This is a genomic window from Fulvivirga kasyanovii (genome assembly GCF_009711405.1).
Classification (GTDB): Bacteria; Bacteroidota; Bacteroidia; order Cytophagales; family Cyclobacteriaceae; genus Fulvivirga; species Fulvivirga kasyanovii.
Genome location: NZ_SMLW01000625.1, coordinates 4830 through 28639, shown reverse-complemented (window position 1 = coordinate 28639; position 23810 = coordinate 4830). Strand labels below are relative to the sequence as shown.

Annotated in this window: 20 protein-coding genes; 16 read left to right on the top strand and 4 right to left on the bottom strand. The window is 44.3% G+C overall.

Annotated elements, in window-relative coordinates; genetic code table 11:
- A partial coding sequence (locus tag E1163_RS20810; protein ID WP_155174394.1) for an excisionase family DNA-binding protein occupies positions 1-370 on the top strand: 370 nt, incomplete at its 5' end.
- Positions 367-936, top strand: a complete 570-nt coding sequence (locus E1163_RS20805) for a PIN domain-containing protein (protein WP_155174393.1) — start codon at positions 367-369, stop codon at positions 934-936. The genes E1163_RS20810 and E1163_RS20805, both read left to right, overlap by 4 nt.
- Before the next feature lie 44 nt (positions 937-980).
- On the opposite strand, the gene E1163_RS20800 is transcribed toward E1163_RS20805, so the two are convergent.
- Positions 981-1121, bottom strand: coding sequence for a pinensin family lanthipeptide (locus E1163_RS20800; RefSeq protein ID WP_155174392.1), 141 nt, complete (start codon positions 1119-1121; stop codon positions 981-983).
- Positions 1122-1997: 876 nt separating this feature from the next.
- On the opposite strand from E1163_RS20800, the gene E1163_RS20795 reads away from it, so the two are divergent.
- The 3 genes from E1163_RS20795 (at position 1998) to E1163_RS20785 (ending at position 4007) form a co-directional block, all read left to right on the top strand.
- Entirely contained in the window at positions 1998-2462 is a 465-nt protein-coding gene (locus E1163_RS20795; protein WP_155174391.1) for a hypothetical protein, read from the top strand.
- Positions 2463-2581: 119 nt separating this feature from the next.
- Entirely contained in the window at positions 2582-3112 is a 531-nt protein-coding gene (locus E1163_RS20790) for an alpha/beta hydrolase (protein WP_155174390.1), read from the top strand.
- Between the two features lie 175 nt (positions 3113-3287).
- Complete coding sequence (locus E1163_RS20785; protein ID WP_155174389.1) at positions 3288-4007, top strand: tetratricopeptide repeat protein; 720 nt, start codon at positions 3288-3290, stop codon at positions 4005-4007.
- A gap of 80 nt (positions 4008-4087) precedes the next feature.
- On the opposite strand, the gene E1163_RS20780 is transcribed toward E1163_RS20785, so the two are convergent.
- Entirely contained in the window at positions 4088-6124 is a 2037-nt protein-coding gene (locus E1163_RS20780) for a dipeptidyl-peptidase 3 family protein (RefSeq protein WP_155174388.1), read from the bottom strand.
- A 225-nt stretch (positions 6125-6349) separates the two neighbouring features.
- On the opposite strand from E1163_RS20780, the gene E1163_RS20775 reads away from it, so the two are divergent.
- The gene (locus E1163_RS20775; RefSeq protein ID WP_185156158.1) at positions 6350-6943 is read left to right on the top strand and encodes a FecR family protein; all 594 of its coding nucleotides are present in this window, start codon (positions 6350-6352) and stop codon (positions 6941-6943) included.
- 358 nt (positions 6944-7301) lie between these two features.
- Here the strand turns inward: E1163_RS20775 and E1163_RS20770 are convergent, their stop codons facing one another.
- Both E1163_RS20770 and E1163_RS20765 read right to left on the bottom strand, forming a co-directional pair.
- Entirely contained in the window at positions 7302-9101 is a 1800-nt protein-coding gene (locus tag E1163_RS20770) for an SLC13 family permease (protein WP_155174386.1), read from the bottom strand.
- 141 nt (positions 9102-9242) lie between these two features.
- Positions 9243-9689, bottom strand: coding sequence for an RrF2 family transcriptional regulator (locus E1163_RS20765; RefSeq protein WP_155174385.1), 447 nt, complete (start codon positions 9687-9689; stop codon positions 9243-9245).
- A 766-nt stretch (positions 9690-10455) separates the two neighbouring features.
- On the opposite strand from E1163_RS20765, the gene E1163_RS20760 reads away from it, so the two are divergent.
- From E1163_RS20760 to E1163_RS30665, 10 genes are all read left to right on the top strand, one after another.
- On the top strand, positions 10456-12894 hold the full coding sequence (locus tag E1163_RS20760) for a TonB-dependent receptor (protein WP_155174384.1): 2439 nt from the start codon (positions 10456-10458) through the stop codon (positions 12892-12894).
- Between the two features lie 29 nt (positions 12895-12923).
- The gene (locus tag E1163_RS20755) at positions 12924-14150 is read left to right on the top strand and encodes a DUF4374 domain-containing protein (protein WP_185156157.1); all 1227 of its coding nucleotides are present in this window, start codon (positions 12924-12926) and stop codon (positions 14148-14150) included.
- Positions 14151-14222: 72 nt separating this feature from the next.
- Positions 14223-14960 (top strand): DUF4198 domain-containing protein, encoded by a 738-nt coding sequence (locus E1163_RS20750; protein WP_155174382.1) that lies wholly within the window; start codon positions 14223-14225, stop codon positions 14958-14960.
- Between the two features lie 2 nt (positions 14961-14962).
- Positions 14963-15295: a hypothetical protein gene (locus E1163_RS20745; protein WP_155174381.1), complete on the top strand. Its 333-nt coding sequence runs from the start codon at positions 14963-14965 to the stop codon at positions 15293-15295.
- 2 nt (positions 15296-15297) lie between these two features.
- Positions 15298-15606, top strand: a complete 309-nt coding sequence (locus tag E1163_RS20740) for a hypothetical protein (RefSeq protein WP_155174380.1) — start codon at positions 15298-15300, stop codon at positions 15604-15606.
- Positions 15606-17246, top strand: a complete 1641-nt coding sequence (locus E1163_RS20735) for a PepSY-associated TM helix domain-containing protein (protein WP_155174379.1) — start codon at positions 15606-15608, stop codon at positions 17244-17246. Before E1163_RS20740 ends, E1163_RS20735 begins: the two co-directional genes overlap by 1 nt.
- 118 nt (positions 17247-17364) lie before the next feature.
- Positions 17365-17766 carry a hypothetical protein gene (locus E1163_RS20730; RefSeq protein WP_155174378.1) on the top strand — a complete coding sequence of 134 codons (402 nt, stop codon included), beginning with the start codon at positions 17365-17367 and terminating at the stop codon, positions 17764-17766.
- Positions 17767-17840: 74 nt separating this feature from the next.
- Positions 17841-22214 carry a CusA/CzcA family heavy metal efflux RND transporter gene (locus E1163_RS20725; RefSeq protein ID WP_155174377.1) on the top strand — a complete coding sequence of 1458 codons (4374 nt, stop codon included), beginning with the start codon at positions 17841-17843 and terminating at the stop codon, positions 22212-22214.
- Positions 22215-22224: 10 nt separating this feature from the next.
- Positions 22225-23514 carry an efflux RND transporter periplasmic adaptor subunit gene (locus tag E1163_RS20720; protein WP_155174376.1) on the top strand — a complete coding sequence of 430 codons (1290 nt, stop codon included), beginning with the start codon at positions 22225-22227 and terminating at the stop codon, positions 23512-23514.
- A gap of 104 nt (positions 23515-23618) precedes the next feature.
- A partial coding sequence (locus tag E1163_RS30665; RefSeq protein WP_185156156.1) for a lysozyme inhibitor LprI family protein occupies positions 23619-23810 on the top strand: 192 nt, incomplete at its 3' end.

Sequence of the window (23810 nt, the reverse complement as noted above, 5' to 3'; positions counted from 1 at the left end):
TAAAGGGTCAAAAGCTAAAGGGGTTAAAATTAAAATTCAGGAAACAGGTGAGAATATCATTATCCCCAAAAAAGCACTAGCTCTGCTCTCTGCTATTCTTCAAAATATGGCCGAGGGCAAATCAATATCTATAATCCCCTCTGATTCGGAAATAAGTACACAACAGGCGGCGGATATGCTTAATATTTCCAGGCCTCATCTGGTTAAATTACTGGAGGCTGGAGCTATTCCATTCAAAAAAGTGGGGAGTCATAGAAGAATATTGTTGAAGGATATTCTAAATTATGAGGAAAGTTTAAAAACAGAGCGTGAAAAACAACTTGGTTTTCTGGCCAAACAAGCGCAAGATTTAAATCTTGGCTACGAATGATCCATTCCCCAAGGTTTGCAGTTGTTTTAGATGCGTGTGTTTTATACCCGGCTCCTGTTAGAGACATTCTTCTTTCTATGGCAGCAGAAGGGCTGTTTAAGCCGAAGTGGACAAAGGAGATTCAGGATGAGTGGGTGAGGAATTTGTTAAAAAGGCGGGATGATTTGAAAGAAGAAGTACTGTTTAAAACCGTAAGAGCAATGAACCTTGCTTTTCCGGATGCTGCGGTAGAAAATTATGAAGATTTAATAGAAGGTCTAAGGCTTCCTGATAAAGATGACAGGCATGTGGTTGCGGCAGCTATCAAGTGTAATGCTGATTTGATTGTGACAAACAATTTGAAAGATTTTCCTGGTACAATTGTTGAAAAATATGACCTTGAAATTCAGAGCCCCGATGAATTAGTTTCGAATCTGATACAATTGAATAAAAAGCTTTCCTGCGTCGCTTTTAATAAAATGGTGAATCGATTGAAGAACCCTCCTAAAACTAAGCGTGAAGTGGCGCAATCACTTCGGAATTGCGGGTTGTCTAAGTCCTCTGAGATGCTTCTTAGCTTATGTTAACTGCGAGGGATATTAAAAAGGTGCCCTTTCAGGCACCTCAGATTTTACTCACAAACAGTTCCTGTCGGAGGCAGGATGCCGCATGTAGAATCACAACCAGTGCAGCGGTCAGCTCCACCTCTGATCTTGTTAAGGGTTACAAAACTTTTAACTTTCAGATCTTTAAGTTTTAACTTCTTTTTCATAATCGTAGCATTTATTGGTTTTAGCAGTTCTAAATTTACATGAGCAGGATTAGTAAAACAATGAAAATAAAATAGGGTGTACTATTTGGAACGCTTTTGATTTGAGCTTGATTTCTGTAAAAGTTATAATTTATTGATAGCCTTATTTTTAATTATTTTTCTTTTCTGAGAACAGCCCGTTTTAGTGAATAATTTAAATGAGCGGCATGTAAGTTTTGGTTTCCCACCCCTAATTCTTAAGGCTACATAAGAGTAGCAACAAACAAAACTAAAAAGCTGCTTTACTAAACTTTCGAAAGTTTGGTAAAGCTTAACCGCTCAGTAGCCACAGACAGTGGGTAACACCTCTGACGAAGGCATTACGACCTTTCAGGCCTTATTTATGACTGCTCTGATTACAAAAGGCTTCACCTTTTGCTGATAGATTTGGCTCTTTCAGAGCTGAATTTTGGCTTCTTGTTTGCAATAGCGTCCCAGGATAAGTGGGGTAAAAGTTGGTTGAAATGGCAATTCTGTTTTACAGATTGCTTTGCGTTTTTCTATAAATGTTATACCCTTACAGGACACCATGCTGTCTTGTTGTTAAAATTAATGACGAATCCTTTCTACAGTGATAATCCCGTTGGGATAAAATATTTGTAGCATAGCCATTAAGATCATATTGTCCTGTAGGGACAAAATAAGCAGGCCGTTGAAGTGAAGCATTAACTGAACAGTATTGATGGAGCATTACGACCCTTCAGGCCTTTATTTAGGAGTGCTCTAATTACAAAAGGCTTCACCTTTTGCTGATGGATTTGACTCTTTCAGAGTTGGGCTTGGGTTTTGTTTTAACTTCTAATTGGTAATTTAAAGTAGTGATCATAAAACAGAATAATGTATCCGGTAAAGTTCGAGCTTAAATATGAACCGACCAATTTAAAGCAGATTGCGCGATGGCCATATTGGTTTGGGATCATTCTTTTAGTGCTGACATTCTTTGGCATTTCAATAGGGCAAGTGTTGCCTCTGGAATTATATACGCTGTACCTTTTTAAACTAGCCGCAGATTTTCTTTTTCACATGTTAACTTTAGGTATTATTTTTATTTCTGTTGGGTATATCCTTGACAAACTCAGTTGGAGAAATGGTAAAGTGACATTTAATGATAATGCTATTGAAATATCAGGCGAAAAGTCTGTTAATATTCCATATGATACTATTAATTGCATATTGATGATAAAAACCTCATTCAGGATTTTACAAATTGATACTACGCACTACAATGTGAAGTTTAAGTTTCAAAACATCAGGGATTTTAAGGTAATCCACACACTTTTAAATAAAAGAATTGCTAATTAAGTATCTCACGACCTCTCTTTCTAGCAGGGCCTCTGCATTAGTCTGGCCAGACATAAGAATACTCGCAAAAGTGAATGGGTTCCAACACTCCACAATTATCTTTAACCCTATTGAAGCATATGAAAAAACAACTCGTCATACTTTCCGACCTCTGGGGTAGGGAACGCTCTGAGTGGGTAAACCACTACATCCGACCCTTGCAAGAAAAATTTGAAGTCAGGTACTACGACTGCTGCGAGTTGGGAGGGGTTGATACATCTGATTATAAGCAGGAGGTGTTGCACTGGCAGTTTGTTGATGGAGGTGTTGACAGGGCTGTTGAGCAGTTGCTAGTTCTGGAGCAGTCAAATGTAACGGTACTCGCTTTCAGTGTGGGGGGAACTATTGCCTGGAAATTTGCGCTTGAAGGTGGTCAGGTTGAATCGCTCTACTGTATATCGTCCACAAGGTTAAGGTATGAAACCATGAGACCTGAAAGTGAAATAGTACTCTGTTTTGGAGAGGATGATCCATTTATTCCGTCAAAGGAATGGTTCGATAAAATGAACGTAACCAGCGATATTTTGCCGGATAAAGGCCATGAGCTCTATATGGAAGCAGAATTTGCAGAACAGTTGAGCAGACGCATTTTAAATGAAAGTAGTTACTAACCCAATGCCGTATTATTTTAAAATTTTCGGAGTGTAGCGAAGAAAATATTTGGAATCTCAGACCAGAAGCAGCGGCCCCTATTTATTTTATGCTGTTTATTAATCCCTTATCTGCTTGTACACACATTCAGAAATAATTAGCTTGTGTCGGTTTTTTTAATGAATGAATAAATAAATGACAAGGATATTCATATCTGTATTTACCCTGCTGTCAACCACCTTATTTGCCCAGCAAATAACCCCTGCAAAGTGGGAAGAATTGTCAAAAACAAACAGCAGGCTACTCCCCAAATACGGTCTTCTGCCTAAGACCGAACAGCAAAAAGAGTCGGATGCAGTATTTATCGAACAAGTGATGAAGCAGGAGCAGTTTAACGGAAACAGGACTGCTGCTTCAAATCATATGATCGACCTGGGGTTTAATTATTTGTACCGTGGCGATGTAAAGACTGCCATGTACCGGTTCAATCAGGCCTATCTGCTCGATAGCCTCAATAATGACATATATTGGGGTTACGCTGCTGTTTATATGACCATTGGGGATTACGAGAAAGCAAAGAAACAATATAAAACCGGCTTAGCTGAAAACCCTGAAAGTACGCACCTGTTGACGGATTATGGAACGTATCATATGGCGCAGTATTATACCCTTCAACCTGTCGATGAAGGTGCTGCCTTGGCCCGTCTTGATTCTGCAGTGACCTACATGCAAAAGTCATATGCTCTTGATCCGCAAGACCAGAATACACTGTTTAAGCTATCTATTGTCTACTGGATAAAAGGAGACTGCAACAATGCCTGGAAATACTATGATAAATGCGCGGTATTAGGAGGCAGGCCTATTACGGAAGCATACACGAAAGATTTGAATAAAAAATGTAAGAGGAAGAAATAAACTTTATGCACTTCCGGGAGTATTAAAAAGCCCGTTTCGGAGATACCGAAACGGGCTTTTTAACTTTGTTACTCTGCTAATTACTCAACCGGAAGGTTCGAGTAATTTTCAGCATAATATAGCATCTGCTCGGTAAAATCTTTAGGGTACTCAACTTTGATGTCTGTAATATTTCCTGACTCATCAGTAACAGGTACAAGTACCGGATTAATGAAGCCTCCGTAAGGGGCGGTTTTCAATTTTTCCACCCTTTGAAGCACTTCCTTGTGCAGCTCCTGATCAACCTGTACACCGTAGTTCTCGATCAGGTTCTTGCCGGCCTCATAGTCACCTTCGGATTTTATGCGCTGAATCTCTTTTAGCAGTGCACCGAAGAGAACCCTTAGCTTATCATAATCATTGATCACAAAGTACGTTTTTCCGTCTTTGGTCTTTTTCTCGATCACGTTTTCCTCTTTGCCTTGTTCGTACACCCACTTGGCGATCATCTGGCGGTTACGCATGTGGGCTTCCTCAATCACTTCACCCTCTTCAAGCCTCCTGAGCTGGAGCAGCAAGCCATTTTTGATGTAGCTGTCATATTCTTCTTTTCCCACTTCCAGGCTCGGGATCAAGCCTAGTTCCACCATTTTAGGATCCATCAGGTAGTAAAGCGCTACCAGGTCAGCACGTCCTTCTTCCAGTGCAGAAGCATAGCTTTTTAATGTTTCCTTGGGAGTGCCTACACCTTCATTAAGCTTACCGGAAGCATGGCCGATAACTTCGTGCAAGGCAGTATGAAGTTTATCACCCAGTTCAGCGTATTCCCTGGCTCGCTTTATTTCCTCTTCAGAAAAGGCAAACTCCTCAAGCATACCCGTGCCGGAAGCGCCGTCATAGGCAGAAACGATATTGCCAAGGCTTACTGACTTGGAACCGTGCTGCGCCCTGATCCAGTCAGAGTTAGGCAGGTTAACACCAATAGGGGTAGAAGGCGAAGCATCACCGGACTCACCGGCAACATTTACTACTTTATAAGTAATACCCACTACATCCTTCTTTTTGTTCTCTTCCAGAATAGGAGCGTTATCCTCAAACCACTGCGCATTGGCAGAAAGCTTGGCCATTCTTTCGGAAGCTTCAAAATCTTTGATCTCTACTATGGATTCGTAAGAACCTCTGTAGCCTTTAGGGTCATTATACACCTCGATGAATCCGTTGATGTAGTCGATGTCTCCCTCGGTGGCATTTACCCAGGCAATGTTGTATTCATCCCAGGTTTCCAGGTCGCCTGTCTGGTAGTATTTGATCAATAGCTCCAGCGCTTTCTTTTGCTGCTCATTTTCAGCTACTGTAGTAGCTTTTTCCAGCCAGTACACTATTTTCTCTATGGCAGGCCCATACAGACCGCCTACTTTATAAACCTGCTCTTTAAGCTGTCCGTTTTCTTTTACCATTCTTGAGTTAAGGCCATACCAAACAGGGGTCTCATCCTGTTTGTCAACTTTGGCCGCGTAATAAGCATCCACTTCTGCTTCTGTAATATCCGGGGCATAGAAGTTAACTGCAGAACCTTTCAGTAAGCCCTTTTCAGGGTCAAGGTTCACTTTCTTATTATCAATGTCAGGATTAAAAAGTACCTCAACAACAGCACTGTCAAGCTCGGTAGAGGTAGCGCTTAGCAAGGAGTTGAAGTATTCGCGTGAGAAATCCGGCATGATCTTGTTATTCGAATAGTGGTGGTGGATACCGTTTGAAAACCAGATCCTTTTTACATAGATCATGAAATTTTTCCAGTCCTCACTCTCCTTATCGCCGGTATAGTTTTTTACAATGTTTTCCAGGGCATGCCTGATCTTCAGGTTGTGCCTGTAGTTTTGGTCGTACATAATGTCGCGACCGGCCAGACCGGCCTGCGTGAGGTAGTATACCAATGTCTTTTGTTGGGTGGTCAGTTGATCAAAGCCGGGAATCTGATACCGGATGATCTTCAGGTCAGCAAATTGCTCGGCCAGGTACTCAAAAGATTCCTTCTCTTTCTCCGGGGCGGTTTCAGTCTGCTGCTGTTCGGGTTTGTTGCAACTGAATAGCACCGCTGTAACGAGGAGTAGCCAGGCGGTTGATTTTAAAAGTTTCATATTAATATTAGGTTTGTTTTAAGTAATGCTTTGCAAATATAGTAATATAGATTTTAGCCGCTCAGGCGGTAAGTAAATGCTGGCATAAAGCCAGTCATGCAAGCCCAAAACTCAGAAAATACCGGTTGTTTATAGTTGGTCCGGTTTAGGGGTACAGGCATTGGCATGTGCTATTTGAACATTACCATGATTAGATTAACTGAAATTCCTAAAAGTCAAAGCTATATGAACAGGTTAAAAGAGATCCTCATATTTGTTGTGCCGGCCTTGCTTCTCGGGGCGTGCGCGGGGCATTCCATAGAGACAGGTGACAATTTTGAAGTCGTAGAATTACCCGATGGCTCTGTAGTGTATTTAAACCATCATAGTGCAGTAGATTATGATAAAGATTTTGAAGCAAGAACTATAGAAGTTACCGGAGAAGCCTTCTTTGAAGTGACCAAAGCAAATATTCCCTTTGTGGTTAAAACAGCCCATGGAGAGGTAAGGGTGCTGGGGACGGAATTTAACGTAAAAACTGCTGCCGATGAGCTGGAAGTAGAAGTGGAGGAAGGCGTGGTAGAACTGAAAACCTCATCAGAAACGCAGAAAGTGAAGAAAGGACAACGGGCCGTATGGAAGAAGGGGAAGCAGGGCATTGCAAAGGCAAAAGCCGAGTTGAAGTTTAACGTTTGGCTCCATGCTTTGGAAAAGGAATTTAGGCAGCTCGGTAAGGAGCTAAAAAGAGGAGGAAAAAAGGTGCAGAAGGAATCTGGAAAAGTTGGCAAGGACATCAACAAAGGCGCTAAAAGGCTACAGAAGGAGCTTAAAAATTTATAGTACCTGGAGTGAAGCGTAATGCTACTAAGCGCACCACTACTTTCAGGTTGGTATATTTAATTTTAGAATGAGAAGCTTGCAGAACTAAATCGCGGCTTTACTAAACTTCCCAAAGTTTGGTAAAGCTTTACTGTTCTGTAGCACTGACTGAGGTAAAGCTCAAAACAGAGGCCGTCACCTTTCTGGGTATCACCTCACCCGGCAGAGGTCTGTAGACCGACATTGGTAGGAATGCCCTCTCCGTGCCGGAAGAGGGAGTTTTGATTCTGTTACCGCATCAGGCTGTTATATTCAATACTGGTTCGATTCTTTTTCAACTAAATCCTAGAAGTAGAGGCAATTTGTTGAATTTGATTTCCTAAATAAGTCCGTAAATAAGAGGAATACATATAGTCGCGAGTATCCAAAGCATGATATTTAGCAATGTGCCCACCTTTATAAAATCCATAAACCGGTACTGGCCGGCACTGTATACCATGGTATTGGTCTGGTAGCCAACGGGTGTCATGAAACTTGCTGATGCGGCAAAAGTAACTGCCATGATAAAAGGCGTAGGCTCCAGCCCCAGGTTTTGAGCGGTAGCAATGGCTATGGGAGCCAAAAGAGCGGCCGCAGCATTGTTTGACATGATCTCCGTGATCAGCGATGTGGCCAGGTAGAGGCCGGAAACTATAGCCACAGGCCCCCAGTGCCCCAGGTTGCCTACGAGCGTTTGGGCTATGATCTGATCTAGTCCGGTGTTGCTCATGGCCGTGCCCAGGCTTAGGGCTCCGGCCAGCAAAAACACTATTTTCCAACTCACAGCCTCATAAGCCTCTCTCATGGACAAGCATTTCAACAGCACCAGCGCACAAACAGCACTGATAGCGCCTACCATAATATCCACCACCCCGATAGTAGCCAACGCAATAATGCTTAGGATGGAAAACATAACGATTGTAAATTTCTTCTTGTCAAAATCCGTGATGGAATCTTCTGACAGTAATACAAATGGAGCATCCTGCTCATTTTCCATTTGTTTTAGCTCTTTTACAAAGTGTGTTTTAACTTCAGCCAGTATCACATCACCAGCCTTTAGCGGCACATTGTACAGATGGTCCCTTACTACTTCCTGCCGATGCTTGATGGCCAGTGGAGTAGCCCTGTACCGCCTTCTGAAATCCACTTCCTTCAGGGTTTTACCATCTACCTCCGAATTGGAAGTGATCACCATTTCAATGAGTGTGGAGTTGGTTCCTTTCAGGTCATCATCACCAATTTTTACCTGAGAGTTGACCAGGATCTTGGCACGGCCTTTTAGTGACTTGATCTTGTCAACATTACATTTGACTTTTAGTATGTCGTGGGGTTGCAATACAAAGTCGCCCGGAGGTAGCGTGAAGCGGCCATGCTCATTTCTCCTCACCTCCAGGATGTCCATTTCCAGTTCTTTGACCAGCTCCGAATCCATGATTTTCTTGCCTACCGAATCGCCATTTTCAAGCAGCTCAATTTCAGTGAGATAGTCCCGCAGGCCAAACTTCTCTGCGAGGTCTTTCTCCTCTTTGCGGGAAGGTAAAAGCCTGATACCAACAAATACCATGTAAAGAATGCCACCGGCAAGAAAAACCAGCCCCATGGGAGTTAACTCAAACATGGAGATGGGGTCGAGGCCTGCTTTTTCCGCAATACCACTGACCAGGATGTTGGTAGAGGTTCCTATCAAGGTGCAGGTGCCTCCAAAAATGGAAGCAAATGACAGCGGGATCAGCATCTTAGATGGACTTTGGCCGGAGGCATTGCCTATCTGGATAATGACGGGTATGAATACAGCTACGACCGGTGTGTTATTGACGAAAGCCGAAATGATAGCAATAAGTATCATCATGAGGATGATGCCCGAATTGAAATTGTAGCGGAAAACTTTAGATAGCCGGAAAGCCAGTAGTTGTAAAGCCCCGGTTTTCAGCAGTGCAGCACTCAGAATGAACATAAATGCTACGGTTATGGTGGCCTTATTACTAAAGCCTTCAACACCTTCTTCGGGCGTTATTACCCCGGTAAGAATAAGTGAAACCATGATCAACAACGCCACCAGATCGATGGAAAGGATCTCCGTAGCAAAGAGGATAACAGCACCTAAAACTACGCAAAGGGTAATAATGGCATCCGTGGACATTGGGCTTAATGGTTAAATAGTTAATACTCAGGGTAAAAAGCAGTCGCCCTTTACCAATAAAATATTAGTGCCGGATTTTTGGCCATCAAAGGTAGTAAAATATTAAGTCTATCTATTTAGTAGAGTAAAGATTTAAATTTTTTAATCTTCGTTCTCCGGCCTTTTCTGCTTGCCTTCGCGCCTGATGATTTCCAGAAGTGTAGATTTTTTGAGCATGGAAACAGTTTTGTTTCTTACCTCCAGGAATACATCCCTGATACCACAGGTTTCTTCATCTTTACACTCCTCGCAGCGCTCATAGTACATGTATGTGACGCAGGGCAGCAAAGCAATAGGCCCGTCGAAAAGCCGCATTACGTCAGCCATATTTACATCTTCAGGGGCTTTGAGCAGGTAGTAGCCACCGGCCTTGCCCTTTTTGCTGGCCAGTATGCCAGCCTTTTTCAGGTCGAGCAGTATGGCTTCCAGAAATTTTTGGGGAATATTCTCAGCTTTGGCAATCTCTGCAATAATAATAGGCCCTTCGTCTTTCCGTTTGGCCAGGTGAACCAATGCATTAATGGCGTATTTGGTCTTTTTAGAGATCATGGCCGTAAATTTAATACTCTCCGGGTTAAATCAACTATTTCATTTATTAAAGGTACAAGAATAAAGTGGCCCTAGAGGTATTTCAGGAAATGCCCTTCCTTTCAGCGTGTTATGGGTAGAGTTTGAATTGATAAAGAAACGGTAACTAAACTAAACTCTGGCTTTGCTAATTTCCGAAAAGTGGCTGTCAGGGGACAGCCACCGGTGTGTAGCTGTATAGCACTGACCAGTAGATAATATCCCAATCCGTAGTTAATTTCAGCCTTTCAGGCCTTGATCAGATGCATGCCATAACAAAAGGCTTCACCTTTTGCTGATGGATAGTGCCCATTGTAGGGCTTGTCTTGCTTTACGTTTTTCTATAATATTATATCCTTGCAGGACACTATGCTGTCTTGTGATTAAAATCCCGCAGGGGATAAGATATTTGTAGAACGATCAGTCAGGTCATATTTTCACTACAGGCCTGTAGGGACAAAACAAGCAGCCTTTTCAGTCCACTTTAAGGAATAATGTTGTCCAATGATTTAGAAGGAGGGGTATGATCAGGCTAAACCCAAGCCTTAACTTAATAACATAGGCCTACTCCGAAAGGCATACACGGCTTAAAGCATAAACCTTTAAGTAAAAACGTATTAGCTATTTCAAAATCACTACTACTAGTGACTCAATTTGCCTATGGATAGCTATTGATAATCATTTGCTACGCTTATAGCTTTGCTTTAATTTTTAATTAGTCTAAATAAGAGCAATCGTCGCCCCAAGAATGATCTTTTACTACGCACTCAGAACTTTACTTTTCAGAGCCTCTTCCCTGAGGTTCAATACTGCAAATATTTACAGAGGCGGCCTTGTTTTGCTGACCTGCTTTTGGGTGTCCGGCGTACTGCACGCTCAGTCAGCCAAAGGTACTATAGAAGGCAAAGTGCTAGATGAAAAATCAGAGCCTGTTCCTTTTGCCTATGTGATTATTGAGTCTACAGACTTTGCTACTACAACTGATGCCGAAGGATATTACATATTGAAGAATGTACCGGAAGGTGAGTATAAACTTACGGTTCGCTCGATGGGTTTCACCTCACAAACCAAGGCCGTAACGGTAAAAGGTGGTAAATCTTATAGCCATGGTTTTACTATGGCTGCCGATGTGCAGCAACTTGATGAGGTACAGGTATGGGGAAAATCGGAAGCCACGGCGGTGAGGGAGCAGTCCTACGCTGTTTCATCCATTGATGCTAAGCCCCTGCAAAACCTCAACCTGGATGTAAACCAGGTACTGGCCAAGAGTACAGGGGTGCGTATCCGCGAAACAGGTGGTTTGGGGTCAAGGTTTGATTTTTCACTCAACGGCTTCAACGGTAACCAGGTACGCTTTTTTCTTGATGGCGTGCCTATGGAAAACTTCGGGTCGTCGCTTACACTCAATAACCTGCCTGTGAATATGGCGGAGAGGATCGAAGTTTATAAAGGCGTGGTACCTGTATGGCTGGGGTCTGATGCCCTGGGTGGGGCAGTAAATATAGTCACCAATCAATATAGAAAAACATACCTGGATGTTTCCTATTCATATGGCTCATTCAACACGCACCGCTCTTCCATCAACGGCAGTTATACCAATGACAAAACAGGATTTACGGTAAGGGCAAACCTTTTTCAAAACTACTCTGATAACTCATACAAAGTAAATGTAAATAAAAAGAGGGGGTCGGTGATTCTGAAAGAGACCGAAGAGGTAGAGCGTTTTCATGATGCATATGATTCTAAATCGGCCATTGTAGATGTTGGGTTGGTCAATAAAAGCTTCGCAGACCAGCTATTGGTAGGTATTATACTTTCAGAAAGTGAAAAGGAGCAGCAGACGGGGGCTACTATGGAAAAAGTGTATGGGCAACGCCTTCGCAAAAGTTCCACGGTGATGCCTACTTTCCGTTATAAAAAGTCAAACCTGTTTGTGGAAGGTCTGGAACTGAATGGTTTCGCTTCATACAATTTTGGTTATGTACAAACCATTGATACGGCATCGCGCACCTACTACTGGGATGGTACTTATATTGAAAAAGCTGACCCTACTGACGGAGAGCTTAATCGTACACTGTATAAGTTCAAGGACAATTCATTTATAGGCAGGGCCAACCTGAGCTATGTCCTCAATGATAAGCACTCTTTTGTAGTCAATTACACGGTCAATAATGTAGACAGAAAAGGGGAGGATGAAGCCAACCCCCTGGAGCTTTCCAACAAAGAACCTAAAGTACTTACCAAAACCATTTTAGGCGCAGGTTACAAATTTGATTGGAAAGAAAGGCTTACGGTATCGCTTTTTGCCAAAAATTACATGCTGGATGGCGTCACTTACTATACCATTAATATCTACACTGATCCTGAACGTGTGGAGCGCAGCCTGCAACAGTCGCAGTTGGGCTATGGTACTGCCTTTTCATACCGCATACCGAGGATCAGGCTCCAGATAAAAGGCTCTGTAGAGAAAGCCTACCGTATGCCTGAGGCCTATGAGCTATTTGGGGACGGTGCCAACGTTGCCGGTAACGTGTTGCTTGAGCCGGAGGAGAGCATGAACTATAATGTGGGAGCCCTGTACCAGCTCAACTTTGGGAGAGACCATATTTTTAATTTTGAAGCGAATTATTTACAGCGCAATGTAGACCAGTTCATTCGCGCCAGTGTAGGTACTTCAGACCCCACTTCTACTTTCACTAATGAGGCGGCAGTAAAAGTAGCCGGTGTGGAAGGCAGCATGAGGTATGCTTACAAGTCATTATTCAGTTTCTCGGCCAATGTTACGTATCAAAAGCAGCGCAATGATGTAAAAACCATTGATGGTAAACCCAACCCGCTGTACAACAATCAGGTGCCTAACCAGCCTTATCTTTTCGCGAATGCCAATGCATTGCTGAATATTGGCAGTGTCAAATATTCACACGACAAACTGGGGATAGGCTATGGTGTAAGTTTCTTTGAAGAATACTTCCTGTACTGGGCCAAATATGGCAGTTCCGACACCAAAAAGACTATTCCCCGACAGTTTTCGCATAACGTTGATGTCAACTACTCCCTACACAAAGGAAAATATAATGTATCCCTAAGCTGCAACAACCTATTTGATGCAGAGCTGTACGACAACTTCAAGCTTCAAAAGCCGGGCAGGGCATACTATGTAAAACTCAGATACTTTTTTCAGAAATAAATACAGACAAACTATTACTTAAAATGAACATGAATAATTACAAAAGGATTTTACTTTTCGTTCTCGGTTTTGTAGCCATACTGAGCTCATGCAAGGATGATGATAATGTGGCGCCTGTTGAAGAAGGGGGAGCATACACACTGGCTATCCGCTCTAACGGGGACGGTGAAGTTACCACCGACTACCTTGTAACAACCGACTCACTAATGGACGGGGAAATTTCCCTGCTTGGCCAGGGCGTGGAGCAGTCAGGCTACCACTTCTACCAGCAGACAGGAGCTTATCTTACTACCGTAACTTATACCGACGCTAATGTAGCTACTGTATATAAACTTAACGACTCAGACGAACTTGAGGAGCATATCCAGTTCACTATGGGTAGAACACACCTTTTCTACCCTGTGGATGATAAAAATTTCATTGCTATGAATATCCCGAGAGGAGGGTCTGAAAATGCTACTTTCTACAAGGTTAATGTAGAGACAGGAGAGGTTAGCGAGTCAGCTACCAGTGTATTTACCCCTACAAGAGGTTCTGGTGAGCAGGCATATTTCTCTGGCATGGTACATCGCGGAGATCAGTTGTTTGTACCTTTCTTCCAGATTGCTGCCAGCGATTTTAGCTCTCAGATGACAGACTCTGCCTATGTAGCCATTTATTCATACCCTGGCTTAGAGTATCAGGGAGTGATCACTGACGAAAGAACAGGTCCGATTGGCGCATACGCTGCTCAGGGACATATCTTCAACACTGAAAACAATGATATCTATACAGCTTCTACCGTTGCTATTTCATCAGGTTTCCCGCAGGAAACTCGCCCTTCAGGCTTTTTGCGTATAAATGCCGGTGAGTCAACGTTTGATGAAAGCTACTTTTTCAACATCGAAGACGCAACCGGTGGCTACAAGCTTTGCAATACCCAATACCTGGGCAACAACAAGGTGCTGGCCAGCATTTACAGTTTCAAAGAGCATAAGGCAGAGGATAAGTGGACACGCAGGGATGTACGCCTGGCTATCATAGATGTGGTGGCGCAGACTGTAAACTATATCGATGGTGTACCGGTACACTACGGCGGGCCTACAGCCACTTTTGCCAATCAGTTCATTGTAGACAATGACATGATCTATATCAAAATCACTAATGATGAGGGAATATTCATCTACGAAGTTGATCCTGTAAACTTCACCGGTACCCAAGGAGCGGAGATCACAGATGCAAGTGCAGTATACGGGTTCTTTAACCTGAAGCAATAATTTGTTCCATAAGAGCGTACTGCTCCGGTCTGTGAAGGCCGGGGCATTACTGCTTAAAATATAAAATGTCATATGAAAAATTTTAAAATAGTATTCACATTCTTGCTTACCCTGCTGGCAGGTAGTAGTTCATTTGCTCACTATTTATGGCTTGAAACCGCTGAGAGTGGTAAGAAAAACAAGGAGCATGTAGTTAAAGTGTATTTTGGTGAATATACCTACGGTGTAATTGAAGACCCCAATGGGGAGAACTACGAGAATGTTAAAAATTTCAGCCTGTGGGTGATCTCCCCTTCAGGGAAGAAAACGCCCATCACTACCTCTGTAAAAGACAATGCCTTTCAGGGTACCTTCACGCCCAAAGAGGAGGGTACCTATACTGTAGTACTTAACAATAACGAGATCGACGTTATAGATTACACGCAATATGACTTCGGTATCTTCAAAACGCACTATCATTCCACTGCAAAAGTAGTAGTAGGGGATAAGGTTGCCCCTACTGCAGCGGATAATAATGCCGGTCTTGTAGTGGTGAACGCTTCTGATAAACAGGCTGGGGAAAATTCATCCGTAGTACTCCAGGTACTTTACAAAGGTGAGCCTTTGGCAGAGCAGGAGGTAGACATTTATGTATCTGATCTGTGGAGTAAAAAACTCACCACGGATAAAGAAGGAAAAGTAAGCTTCTCTTTGCCCTGGAAGACCAAATACACGGTTGAAACCACAAAAAAAGAAGAGGTTCCCGGCTCCTACAAAGGCGAAGATTATGAATTTATCTGGCATTGTGCCACTTACTGTATAGCCCTGTAATTATGATGGTCACGCTTAGTACTTTAGTCACATTCCTTGGATTTTGGTGTTGTTACCAAACCTCTCAACGGGCCGAACTTAAAGCCGCTACTGGTGTAGTGCAATGGCTTCGGCAGCACCGTGTCAAAACCCAGAGGATCGGCATCGCAGGTATGGTGGCCGGACTGGTGCTAAGCATGGTCACTTTTGGTGTTGGGTCTGGCATATTTGCCTATTTAATGATCCTCACTGTAGTCTCCAGTCTGGTGATCATACTGGCTCCGCTCGGTTTAATGACCCGGCGGAACATTGCCTTAGCCCTTGTGATTTGCTCCATTTTAGAAATAGCCCTGTAGATATGCCAGCCAATAAAAAACATCTGACGCCTTCATTCCATCAACGTTTCGCCAAGATCACGGCGGGTTTTATCGGAGGCTATTTTATTACCAGCTCCTTATTTATGGTGCTGGCACTGTACACTGACCGTGCAGTCATGCTTGTTACGTTAAGATTTGCAGGCTTTATATTGTGGGGTGCGCTTATGATCATCCCCTTTCTGTTCAGAAACGGCTGGAAGGCCTGGGGATTATACCTTGCCGCTATCCTGCTGTTTTCTTCCATTCTTTACTTTGCCAAAATCGAGTCACCTGAATTACTTCCCATATAATGAGCAATCGTATCTATAACGTCCTCTTTCATACCCACACCGTCAGTGGGTTAGTCATCAGCGTTGCACTTTTTGTGATCTTCTTTGCCGGGTCAATAAGCTTCTTTCGTGATGATATTATTAACTGGGAGCGCCAACAGCCTATTGTAGAGGATTCTCAGATGGATATTGACTTTGATACCGTTGTTGACACTTTGGCAGCGCGCCATGCCTTGTACGGAAGAAACATAACTTTCAGGCAAATACATCAGGAGCGCAGGGTAATGGTATCTGCCACACCGACTCAGGATACTACCGCAGCAGATGAGGCCAAACGCAGGCTTTTCCTTTACCAGGACCCTGTCTCACAGCAGAGCTACAGCTACTTTGAAGATTTTACCCTTGGGGAATTTATTTACAGGCTCCATTTTTTTGCCCAGATCCCTTATCCGTATGGGTACCTGCTTTCCGGCTTTGTGGCATTTTTCTTTCTGTTCGCCATAGTTACCGGCATCATCGTCCATTGGAAGAAGATGGTCAGCAATTTTTATATGTTCAGGCCCTGGGCAAAACTGAAAACCGTATGGACTGATGCCCATACCGCTTTGGGTGTTATCGGGTTGCCCTTCCAGTTTATGTATGCTGTTACCGGTGCGGTACTGATTATCGGCACTACCGTGATGATGGCAGCATCTACCTCATTCTTCTACGATGGTGACACGGAAAAGCTGTATAAAGAAATTTTTCCCGAAGCAGAAACCCAGGCATTTGCCAACGACCCGCAAAATTATGACCTCAGCATCAACGAGCTGGTAACGAAAACCGAACAGAAGTGGCAGGATGTGAGTGTTTCCAAGGTTGTGCTCCAGAATTATGGAGACGCCAGTATGCGAGTGGTGGTAGAAGTAAAGCCACACGATGAAAGTCGCTTTACCGGCCTGGGGCAGGCAGTATATCAGGCATCAACAGGAGAGGTTGTGCGGGAAAAAGATCCTTATGAAAGCACCAGCTACGCCTCAGCCGTTCAGGACGTGATGATCAAACTTCACTATGGCAGCTATGGAGGGTATGGACTCAGGATCATCTATTTTGTTTTTGGTATAATCAGTTGCTTTGTGATCTTGTCAGGAGTACTGCTTTGGGCGGAGGCACGTGAGAAAAGGAGCACTGCGCCCTGGAAGAGGAAATCAAATCAATGGGTGGCCTCCATATTTCTGGCTATTTCATTAAGCATGTATCCGGTAACTGCGCTGAGCTTTACCGTGGTGAAATTGTTTAAAGATGTAAATGACCCTACACCACATCTGCTCATTTTTAAAACCTTCTTTATTTCATGGCTGGTGCTGTCTGTTTTATTTTCAATCAAAAAGGACAACTACTTTACCAACAAATACTGCCTGCTGTCAGGCAGCGTGCTGGGCTTTCTTATACCCATTGCGAATGGCGTCGTTTCCGGTACCTGGCTATGGAAGACATTCAACGAGGAGCAGTTGCAGATCTTTGTGGTGGATGCGTTTTGGCTGACCACATCGATAATAAGCTTTTTGGTTTTCCTGAAACTGAAACCTAAGGCAAAGGAAGAACCCGTAGTGTCATCAGCACCCAAAAGCGAATCTGCTACTAAGAAAGTGGTAAAACCCCGCAAGTTGCAACCGGCATAGTGTTTTTAAGTAGCAATCAGGAGTTTGTGAGGTTTTTACTTAGTGATTTAGCTGAGTTTGTCACACAAATATTACTTGCAGTATCGTTGCATGGCATTTTTCATTAGTTTTGCGACAGATGAGAAATATTATATCCATAGCCATGATCACGTTTGTCCTGATAAGAGGGCTGGCACCCAGTATGGATATTTGTTGTGAGTTGCAGAAACTACCTAATCTGTTGGAGCATTATCAGCAGCATAAAGACTGTAACGGAGGGGCTTCTTTCCTTCAGTTTCTGGCGGAAGATTATTTCGATCTTCAAAGAAGTGTTGATGATCATCATGATGATAATAATGATCATAGTAACCTGCCTTTTCAGGGAGATCATCAATGTTGCCATTCTTTTGTTTTTTATACCTTCAATCAGGAGATACCTGCTACAGTGATCAATTTTATCGTTGATGATAAAGTGGATTGCTATAAATCATTTTTTTCCTCACAATTTCCCGATTCACTTTTCCAACCTCCCCGGGCTTAAATCAATGACTTTTTACAGGACAGGACTGCCCTGTCATATTTTGTTGAAGTTAAATCGATTTAACCCAAGAATGGATGTTTGATAAAATAATTAGTTTTTCTATTAAGAATAAACTGATCATTGGGCTTTTTGTCATAGGCCTGATCGGTTGGGGTTTGTATTCCCTTACAAAAATACCTTTGGATGCCGTGCCTGATATTACCAACAATCAGGTACAGGTCATCACCCAGTCTCCTGACCTGGCCACCCAGGAAGTGGAGCAGTTCATCACTTACCCGCTGGAGGTGTCCATGTCGTTTATACCGGATGTAGAAGAGATCCGGTCAATATCGCGCTTTGGCCTTTCAGTGATCACCATAGTATTTGAAAAAAAGGTCGACCCGTACCTGGCGAGGCAATTGGTGAGTGAACAGATCAGAGTGGCGGAGGAGAATATTCCCAAAGGCTTTGGCTCACCCAAACTGGCTCCTATGGTTACCGGTCTGAGTGAGATCTACCAGTACACGCTGGTACAGGATGAAGATGCCGAGACCACCTACACTCCCATGCAGCTCCGTACGATCCAGGACTGGATAGTAAAACGCCAGTTGGCCGGAGTGCCCGGTGTGGCGGAGGTGAGCAGTTTGGGCGGGTACCTCAAGCAATATGAAATAGCACTGGACCCCGAACGGCTCAGGGCATACCACCTGACCGTGTCAGATGTATTTACAGCGATCGAACGCAATAATCAAAATACCGGTGGCTCATACATCGAGAAGACCAATACGGCTTATTTTATCCGGGGAGAAGGTATGGTGAACTCGATCGGGGAAATTGAGGAGGTATTGATCAAAAATGTCAATGGTACACCTATCACTGTGGCTGATGTTGCCACAGTCCAGTTTGGCCATGCCCCACGCTTTGGGGCGCTTACGCGGAATGGCGAGGGCGAAACCGTGGGAGGCCTCGTGCTGATGCTGAAAGGAGAGAACTCCTACCAGGTGACTCAGGCTGTAAAAGAACGTATCAGCCAAATCCAAAAAAGTTTGCCCGAGGGTATTCATATCGATCCTTTCCTGGATCGCTCCGAGTTGATAGACAGGGCCATAGCTACTGTAACCACTAACCTGGTAGAAGGAGGGCTGATCGTAATATTCATCCTGGTGCTGCTGTTGGGCAATCTGAGGGCAGGATTGGTGGTGGCCTCGGTAATTCCGCTGTCCATGTTGTTTGCCTTATGCATGATGAACGTATTTGGCGTATCAGCTAATCTGATGAGTCTTGGAGCCATAGACTTTGGGCTGATCGTAGATGGGGCCGTCATCATTGTAGAGGCCATTGTTCATCGCATTTACAGTACGTTTAACGGTCAGCAACTGAGCCAGAAAGAAATGGACAAACAAGTTGGCCTGGCCTCAAAGCACATCAGAACATCGGCAGCCTTTGGGGAGATCATCATTCTGATCGTTTACCTGCCCATCCTCGCCCTGGTGGGTATTGAGGGTGAGATGTTCAGGCCCATGGCACAAACTGTAAGTTTTGCTATTCTCGGAGCATTTATTCTCTCCCTGACCTATGTGCCGATGATGTCTGCACTGGTATTGAAGAAGAAAATAGTGGTGAAGAGAAATGTCTCTGACAAGATCATGGACTTTTTCCACAAGCTATATGAACCGGTGATCAGGTTTGCTTTAAAAACAAAACAACTCGTTATTTTAACAGCAGTCATACTTTTTGCAGTTAGCCTGTTTATTTTCTCAAGCCTTGGCGGGGAGTTTATCCCCACGCTGGACGAAGGCGATATTGCCTCACACCAGATACTGCCTACAGGTACTTCCCTGAAACAAATGGTAGAGGTATCGGAAAAGTTACAGCACCGGCTGATGGAAGAGTTTCCGGAAGTAAAGGAAGTGGTAACGAAGATCGGTACCTCAGAGATCCCGACCGATCCCATGCCTATGGAGCTGGCGGATATCATTATTGTAATGAAGGACAAAAAAGAGTGGGTGAGTGCCAAGTCAAGGGATGAGATGTTTGAAAAAATGGAACAGGTAATTTATTCCGTTCCGGGCGTGGCCACTGAGTTTACGCAACCCATACAGATGCGCTTCAACGAGCTGATCACGGGTGTGCGCCAGGATATTGCCGTGAAAATATACGGAGAAGACCTCGACATACTCTTTCGAAAAGCCAATGAAGCCAATGCACTGATCAGCCAGGTGGAAGGTGTGGGAGGCACCGTGGTAGAGCAACTGACAGGCCTGCCCCAAATCCTGATCAGCTACAAAAGAAATAAAATGGCGCAGTATGGACTGGATGTGGAGGATATAAATCAGGCCATCAATACAGCATTTGCAGGAGGGCAGGCCGGAGTGGTGTTCGAAGGGGAGAAGCGTTTTGATCTGATGGTCAGGTTTGATGATGATTTCAGACAGGATATAGATAATGTAAAAAACATGTATATACCGCTGCCCGAGGGAGGTCAGGTGCCTGTCAAAGAAGTTGCTGAAGTTGGTTTCAAAGAGGCCCCTGCCCAAATCTCACGCGATGATGCGCGTAGAAGGATAGTAGTGGGCGTAAATACCCGCAACAGGGATACCGAGAGCGTGGTGGAAGAAATCAGCCAGGTGCTGGATGAGAAGCTGGAGCTTCCGGCAGGCTATTACATCACCTACGGCGGGCAATTTGAAAACCTGATCAAAGCCCGGGAACGGCTGTCAGTTGCAGTGCCCGCTGCATTGCTTCTGATCCTGGTGCTGTTGTATTTCACATTCCGCTCAGTAAAGCAGTCCCTGCTGATCTTTACGGCCGTACCGATGTCAGCCATCGGAGGCATACTTGCCTTATGGATCAGGGACATGCCTTTCAGTATCTCGGCCGGTGTTGGGTTTATTGCCCTTTTCGGTGTGGCCGTGCTGAATGGAATTGTGTTGATCTCTGAGTTTAATACCTTAAAACAAGAAGGCATGACAGATGTACATGAACGGATCATGAAAGGAACCTACATTAGGCTACGCCCCGTGATCATGACGGCTTCCGTGGCCTCTCTGGGCTTTTTGCCAATGGCGCTTTCTACTTCTGCCGGTGCTGAAGTGCAGCAACCGCTGGCCACAGTAGTTATAGGAGGCCTTATCACGGCAACGCTACTTACGCTGGTGGTCTTGCCGGTTTTGTATTATTATCTTGAAAAAGGAGTAAAACTAAAACCTAGTGGGGGAGCTCTGATCATTGGTGTTTTGGTCACCTTTGCCGGAATGGGAGGGAACATAGCAATGGCACAATCGACGGCAGAAAGCCTGCAAGCACTTACGCTTGATGAAGCCATCAGATCGTCTCTGAAAAACCATCCCACTATACAGAAAGCAGACCTGCAAATAGAAGAGCAAAAGGCCCTCAGGAGTACAGCATGGGATTTTGATAAGACCAGTATTTTTCACCAGCGGGAAGAAACCAACGGTTCCGAATTACAGGGAGTAGTTTCGTATGGTGTTCAGCAAAACTTCGACTTTCCCACTACTTACCTGAGAAAGTTGCAATACCAGCAGGAAAAGGTGGATCAAAGCCTTCAGTACAAGGATATTTCAGCCAATGAGTTGATTGCCCAGACCAGCATTGCTTATAACAACTGGCTGCTGGCCTGGAGTAAACTGGCCCTGATCAGGCGGCAGGATAGCATATTCAGGGGGTTTGAATCTGCAGCACGATTACGTTTCGACACCGGGGAGACGGGCAAGCTGGAAATGTTGTCAGCGACCAGTCAGGCCAAAAAGGTAGCCGTAATGCTTGAACAGGCCCAGGCCGAATATGAGGCCGCAACAGAAACCTTGAAAAGCTGGCTGAATACCGATAAGGATATTACGCCAGGGCCTGATAGTTTATACAGGTTCAACGAGGCCTTGCTCACCACCGGAGGAGACCTTGCCGGCAACCCGGTAGTGGCGTTTTACTCGCAAAACAGGAGTGTGGCAGAAGCGGCCTTTAAAGTTCAGCGTTCCCAATTCCTGCCAGAGATCAATCTCGGGTACAGTGACCAGACCATCAATGAACGTTCAGGATTTTACATGTACCGGATTGGGCTGAACGTACCGCTCCTGTTTTTTGCGCAAAAAGGCAGGACGCAGGCAGCCCGGATCAGGCAATCGGTAGCAGAAAAGGAGTACCGGGAGCAGGAACTGATACTGGATCGCCAATACGCTGCGGCCAGGGCAGCACTGGAAAAGGCCGTGGTATCCCTACGGTTTTATGAAAATGAAGGTATTGAGCTTGCGGAAGAGCAAATACGCACAGCGCATTTCGGCTATAAACTCGGAGAGGTGGATTACATTGCTTTCATTCAAAATATGGGGCAAGCCCTGGATTTACGTTCAGACTACCTCAACAGCCTGAGTAAGTATAACCTTGCTGTAATTGAACTCAACCGGCTATCCGGTAAGCAGTTAGAGAAATATGACCTATCCGGAAACAGATAAACTTAAAAGCATGAAGATTAAATTAACCTATATATTATTAATCATTTCCGCACCATTTCTCCTTTCAGGGTGCGGTCAAACGGGATCATCAGACGGTCATGAACATGAGCATGCCGAAGAAAAGCAAGATGAGCATGTACATGGTGATGAAGAAGAACACGCAGAGGCGGAAGGTGTAGTGGAGCTGAATGCCGTACAAATCGCCAATGCTGGCCTCCAATATGGCGGCATGGATACGGTCAACATATCAGCTTACGTGAAGGCCAACGGCACACTTGACCTGCCACCCCAAAATATTGCAGCAGTATCTGCTCCAATGGACGGTTTTGTGAAGAAGGCTAATTACCTGGTGGGTGATTATGTGAAAAAAGGTACTGTTCTGGCTGTACTCGAACATATGGATTACATCAAGCTTCAGGAAGAGTATTTGAGTGTGATCAATAACCTGAGCTATCTCGAATCGGAATATCAAAGGCAAAAGCAGTTGGATTCTGCACGGGTAACGGCCAAAAAACAATATCAGGCAGCCAGTGCGGCTTATGAAGGGGCTATGGCCAGAAAAAAGGCACTTGAAAAGCAGTTGCAGTACATGGGGCTTTCCCCAAAACGTGTAGCATCCGGCGAAATTTCCGCCACCATAAATATCCGCGCCCCTTTGAGCGGGCATATTACGGCCCTGAATGTCCATAATGGAGCCTTTGCAGAACAGCGGCAGGAGCTTTACGAAATAGTGGATACTGACCACATGCACCTGGAGTTGAATGTTTTTGAACAGGATATTTCCGAAGTTAAAGTAGGGCAGCCGATCAGCTTTGCAGTTCCTGCCATGGGAGAGCAACGCTATAAAGGAGAGGTGTTCCTGGTAGGAAAGTCTTTTGATCAACAGAGTAAGACTGTTAAAGTCCATGCACACATCGGACATGAAAATCATGATTTCATCCGGGGGTACTATGCTGAGGCCAAGATCTATACCGAAGACAAGCGGATAGTAGCGCTGCCCGAAGATGCCGTGGTGTCAGACGAAGGAAAATCTTTTATTTTCATACTTACGGAAGATGCACATGAGAAAGGTACAGTCCAGGAAGATGAGCATGGCCATGAGGAGGAGGCCGGGAACCATGAAGAAGCACACGGCACATCGTTTAAAAGGGTGCAGGTAGTGACGGGGGAGAAAGACCAGGGTTTTGTTCAGATTGCTGAGGTTCCTGAACTGATGAAAGATGTGAAGATCGTAACCCGGGGCGCTTATTATCTCCTTTCGGAAATGAAAAAAGGAGAGGGCGGGCACCATCATCATTAGTGTCAATTCCGGGAAACTATAGTTTTTCCGGAGCTTTCAAAAAAGCTAAAAAGATCAGATATTTAGTCTGTTGGCGTTTGTCAGCAGACTAAATATATAATCAAATGATGAAAAGTATTTTACCACTGATAACCATGCTGGTATGGGGACATTCACTTATCGCTCAGGAGGCCGGCTCTGTAGACGAAGAGCTTGAAGAATGCCTGGAAATTGCAGGTACTACCAGTGAAATGATTGATTGCCAGATACAAGCGGCCGAGGCATGGGACAAAGAACTCAATAAATACTACAAGTTG